General features: G+C 36.3%; 2 protein-coding genes. One reads left to right on the top strand and one right to left on the bottom strand.

What is annotated here, in order from left to right; translation table 11 throughout:
• On the bottom strand, positions 1-1,850 hold a 1,850-nt coding region (locus tag ACN0QX_RS15400), incomplete at its 3' end, for a vanadium-dependent haloperoxidase (RefSeq protein ID WP_417198195.1).
• Positions 1,851-1,977: 127 nt separating this feature from the next.
• On the opposite strand from ACN0QX_RS15400, the gene ACN0QX_RS15395 reads away from it, so the two are divergent.
• Positions 1,978-4,809, top strand: coding sequence for a M16 family metallopeptidase (locus ACN0QX_RS15395; protein ID WP_417198194.1), 2,832 nt, complete (start codon positions 1,978-1,980; stop codon positions 4,807-4,809).
• Positions 4,810-5,384: the final 575 nt, after the last annotated feature.

Genomic DNA, 5,384 nt, shown 5'->3' with positions numbered 1-5,384 from the left:
ATATCATCAATAGGAGGGTGGATACCACCCCAAATTCTAGATAAACTGCATTGATCTGATGCATCTCTGTAGGTAGCCCATTCTAATGAGAATGTTTCTGATGGACCTTCCTCAAAAACTAGAAACTCATTTTGTGGTGCTTCAAAAGTTCCCATACCTCCAGGAAAAAACGGATCTCCTGTTAATAAGGTTAATACTTCAGCTGCTGCTCTAGAAAATGTAGAGTGTCCAGAAACATAACCTGCAAAAGGTGGCGTTACAAATGTTGGGCGTTGGTAAGGCCACCAATGCGAACCTAATATCCAATCAACACCAGCCACATCTGTATCTGGGTCACTTATATAGTCTGGTCCTTTCCAAGCATAAATCTTAATTTTACCAACGTTTTCATTATTGGTGCCAGCAAGCGGATCTCCAGCTTCTATCAGTGCTATTCTATTTGGTATTAATGGTAATCCATGAGGATCATAACTTGGTAATGACATATCACTACTTTGTCCTTTTCCAGCCATGTATCTTATAGCAGAAATCGGTCTTATGTAATCATAATATCCTTTTACACCCCAAGTAGCTACAGCCGAATCATGCATGGCGCCTCCTAAAGCTAAATAGCATTTCACATCCCATTCTAAATCACTTAAAATAGGACCTTCGCCTTTAAAACGCTTTTCTAACATTGGGTGATCACTTACATAATTCATAATTGTAAACCAATGTCCTGGTGGTGTTTCAGAATCTGGTCCATCAGCCCAAAACTCTGCTAAAACACGCGCATAATCTGCACGTTTTATTATTTGTGGTTCATAAGGTAATCCTGTTGTTGGATTTGTATCATATCCTGTACCTGGATCGCCACCTTCCATAAAATCATAAAACGTAGTATAATCTTCATAGGAGGTCGGAAAATCTTCAAAAGCAACATTACCAATGCTATTAGGAGAGGCATCTATAGTAGTTGGATCATTAGGGTCTAAATGTGATGACCATGATGCTACCAGTGCAAATGTCCATTTATAAGGATCATCAAAACCATTTTCATTAGAGTTTTGAATATGTGGCGGTGCAGTTGGGTCATGATAAATGTAGCAATCAAAACCACTATTAGCATTCAGTACTTGCAAATCAGCATCTGTAAAACTAAACGGCGTTACTTCACCCCATTCAGGACTTAAAAAGCCTGGCGTATTCAAAGGGTATACGTTACCACTTTGGTCTATATAAACATCAAAAGCTAGTGGTTGCCATCTATTTGGGTTAATATCATTGGTGTCGGTATAAATGTCTAATATTAAAGGGTCATTCACTGGCGAATAGTGTTGATTACTATAGCCATTGGCTTCATTTGAGCCGTCTTGTAGACCAAACGCAATCATTTCATTAGCTAAATAGTTACCAAGTGCTGCGTAAGAACCTGAACTATAATCTAATGATGTAAATGACGCATCATAGCCATACGAACTAAACAAATCATTAAAAGCTTGTAATGTTTGTCCTGCTCCAGGTGAGTTTGCAAATCTGTGATTTAATAATCTAAACATTGCATAACTCATCATTTCGTGTCTTGCTGATGCTACATCAGACGGACTTTCTATACCAGTAAAGTTACAATGGTATGAACCAAAATCTTTTCCTAAAAATACCGTTTCTGCTTGACCGTCAAACAAAGCCCAAGAGTCATACATTATTACGGATGTATGAAACAAGTTTCTAGCATGTACTGTTGGCCTGGCAAAATCTACGCGTATAGCGCTCAATAAAGCCTCATTCCAATCTCTGGCTACAGAGTGTTGAGAAAATGTTGGGAGTAATGAAAAGATTGTAAGAATAATAGTTAGTGTAGTTTTTTTCATAATGATGATAGTTAGGTTGTTAAATGTAATAAAAACATTGAATAGTAGCTATTAAATTTTAACGAAACATTAAAACATCATTTTTGGCTATTACGTATATTTATAGCTATTAACCAATCAAAAAACAATGAAACTACTAAAATGTTTACCTGTTTTGACACTATTTCTTGCTTCATGTGTCGATAAACAAGAAAGTTCTGCTATAGAACGCGTAGATCCTGAATTCGCAATTTCATACGAAAAATTCACACTCAATAATGGCCTTGAAGTCATTCTTCATGAAGATCATAGTGATCCTATTGTGGCTGTAGCCACCATGATGCATGTAGGGTCTAACAGAGAAAAACCAGGCAAAACCGGATTTGCTCATTTTTTTGAGCATATGAGCTTTAACGATTCTGAAAATGTTCCTGTTGGTGCCAACAGAAAAATGATACCAGAGTGGGGCGGAAGCCGTAACGGTGGTACCTGGAGCGATGGTACGGTATACTACGAGGTGGTTCCTAAAGATGCCTTTGAAAAAATACTTTGGATTGATTCTGATCGCTTTGGCTATATGATCAATACAGTTACAGAGGCTGCTTTAGAGCGTGAAAAACAAGTAGTAAAAAATGAAAAGCGTCAACGTGTAGATAATGCACCTTATGGTTATACTGATGAGATTATTAGAAAAAACCTTTATCCTGAAGGACATCCATATAGCTGGACAGTTATTGGTGCTTTACCTGACTTACAAGCTGCTACCATTGATGATGTAAAAGAGTTTTATACCAAATACTATGGTGCTGCTAATGCATCATTAGTTATTGCGGGTGATATCAATATTGAGGAAACAAAAGAACTAGTAAAAAAATGGTTTGGCGAAATTACAAGTGGGCCAGAGGTAGAGCCGCTTAATCCTATGCCGGTTACTCTAGTACAATCTAAATCGCTTTACTTTGAGGATAACTTCGCAAAACTTCCTGAACTTCGTATGGTGATTCCTACGGTTGAGGAGTATCATAAAGACACATATGCGTTACAAATACTAGGGCAACTTTTAAGTGGTAGCAAAAAAGCACCATTATATAATGTGTTAGTCGAAGAACAAAAACTAGCACCAGATGTAAGTGCTTATCAAAGTAGTAGTGAACTTGCTGGCGAGTTTATATTTAGAGTAAGAGCAAACGCTGGCGTTGATCTAGATTCTGTAAAGCATGCCATAGACGCAGGACTTAAACGTTTTGAAAATGATGGTGTTAGCGATCGTGATTTAAAACGTATCAAAGCCGAGTTAGAAACGGGACTTTATCAGGGCGTGAGCACGGTTTTAAACAAAGCCTTTCAATTAGTTCAAGATAATGAGTTTGCAGGCGATCCTAGTTACATCACAAAAACGGCTAAACTTACTAATGCCGTGACAGCTAGCGATGTGATGCGTGTTTATAATCAATATGTAAAAGGAAAACCTTTTGTAATGACTAGCGTGGTGCCTAAAGGACAACTAGATTTAGCTGTTACTGATGCGCAAGAGGCAACTGTTTGGATTGAAGATGTTAAACAAAACGTAGCTAATGAAGAAGTAAGCCAAGGTGAAGAGGCCGAGTATGAAAAAACACCTAGCAAACACGATAGAAGTGAACCGCCTTTTGGAGAACTTCCATTATTTAAGTCACCTGAAATATGGACAAGCGCTTTAGATAATGGTTTGGATATCTACGGTATCGAAAATAATGAAGTGCCTCTGGTACAGTTTGATATAACCATTCCTGGTGGACACCTTTTAGATACTAAAGATAAACCTGGTGTAGCTAATCTTTTAACCGATTTAATGCTTGAGGGTACGGCCACTAAAACACCTGCCGAACTAGAGGAAGCTATCGGTTTACTTGGTGCCAGAATAAATATGTATAGCGCTGGTGAAGATATCCATATTACAGGAGCCTGCTTATCTAAAAAGTTTGATGAGACTATGGCGCTTGTTAAAGAGATCCTTTTACAACCACGTTGGGACGCGAAAGAATTCGACCGACTTAAACAGTCTTTACAAACTAGTTTAAAAGGGCGAGAGGCAAACCCTAACAGTATTGCAAGTATGGCATACTATAAATTACTTTATGGTGATAACCATATATTTTCAATACCTAGCTCCGGAACATTACAAACGGCTGATGCCATCACCATGGCCGATTTAAAAGCGTACTACAAATACCTAACACCTCAAAATGCATCGTGCCACATTGTTGGAGACATTCAGCAGAGCACGGCAGCAGCGGCATTAGAGACCTTAAACGATTGGCAAGGAGAGGCTATATCTCTGCCAGAGAATAGCTTACCTGAAACACCAGTAGCTAATACCTTGTATTTTATTGATGTTCCTGATGCTAAACAATCGGTGTTGTATATTGGTAAATTGGCGTTAAGTGCCACAAATCCAGATGCCAACAATCTAGACTTTGCTAATGAGATTATTGGTGGTGGTTCTAGTGGTAGATTGTTTCAAACATTACGTATAGAAAAAGGCTATACTTATGGCGCATATTCTAGTGTTTCTAATAGTTTGGAAGTTGCGCCATATACGGTAAGAACCAGTGTAAGAGCTAATGCCACACTAAAATCGTTAGAAATTATAGAAAGCATGTTGCAAGATTATGCGGCAAACTTTACAGATGATGATGTAACACTTACTAAAAACAAACTGCTTAAGAGTAATACACGTGCTTATGAAAGTTTGGGTGCTAAATTGAGCATCTTACAACAAATAAGTAAATACAACAAACCGCATAATTTTATTGAAACAGATCAGCAAGAACTTGTTGCTATGACTTTAGATGATTATAAGACTATGATTAATACATATCTAAATGAACCTGATATGATTTACGTGGTTGTTGGTGATAAAGCTACACAGTTTAACGACGTTAAGAAACTTGGTAAGCCTGTAGTAGAATTAGATATTTACGGAAACGTTATCAACTAATTCGTTTTATAACAAACGTTATTTATACAAACCATAATATAAGGTAGGTTAGCATGAATTGTTAGCTTACCTTTTTTACTTTCAAAATATTCTATTTTACATAATATTAATTATAGTACAATTATTATAATATTAGAATATGCGTATAGCTGTGTTATTTTAGATTAATATCAGATATAATGTCTTTAGAGATATATTAGCATCTATATTATGTAAAAGCAAACTGTGAAAGCTATAATTTCCATAAGGATAACAATCAACGTTTTATGAAGATGTGTTTTGTAATAACAAGTCATCAATAGTTTAAATTGCTATTCATGTTATGTGATAAATTATATATTCTCAAATTTTCCATATTCTGGATAATCCATTAGGTTTTTTTAAATACGCGATTCTCACGGATTACAAAAAGCACATATTAAATACATATCCATAGAATCAAAATATGTACTTTATAAAAAAAGCTGCACATTGTACGCGCAGCTTTTTATTTAGAATATTTGTTTATCGTTTTAAAGCATTAGTTTTTTATGATTTTCTCATAATACTGTTTGCCATTATTTAAAGTTACATTT

The sequence above is a fragment of the Bizionia sp. genome, assembly GCF_048259285.1.
GTDB lineage: Bacteria > Bacteroidota > Bacteroidia > Flavobacteriales > Flavobacteriaceae > Algorimicrobium > Algorimicrobium hallyeonense.
The sequence above is the reverse complement of the archived record's forward strand: the minus strand, read 5'-3'. Positions and strand labels throughout refer to the sequence as shown.

Coding starts and splice junctions, on each gene's coding strand:
- ACN0QX_RS15395 (WP_417198194.1), top strand. CDS start 1,978: ATGAAACTACTAAAATGTTTACCTGTTTTGACACTATTTCTTGCTTCA.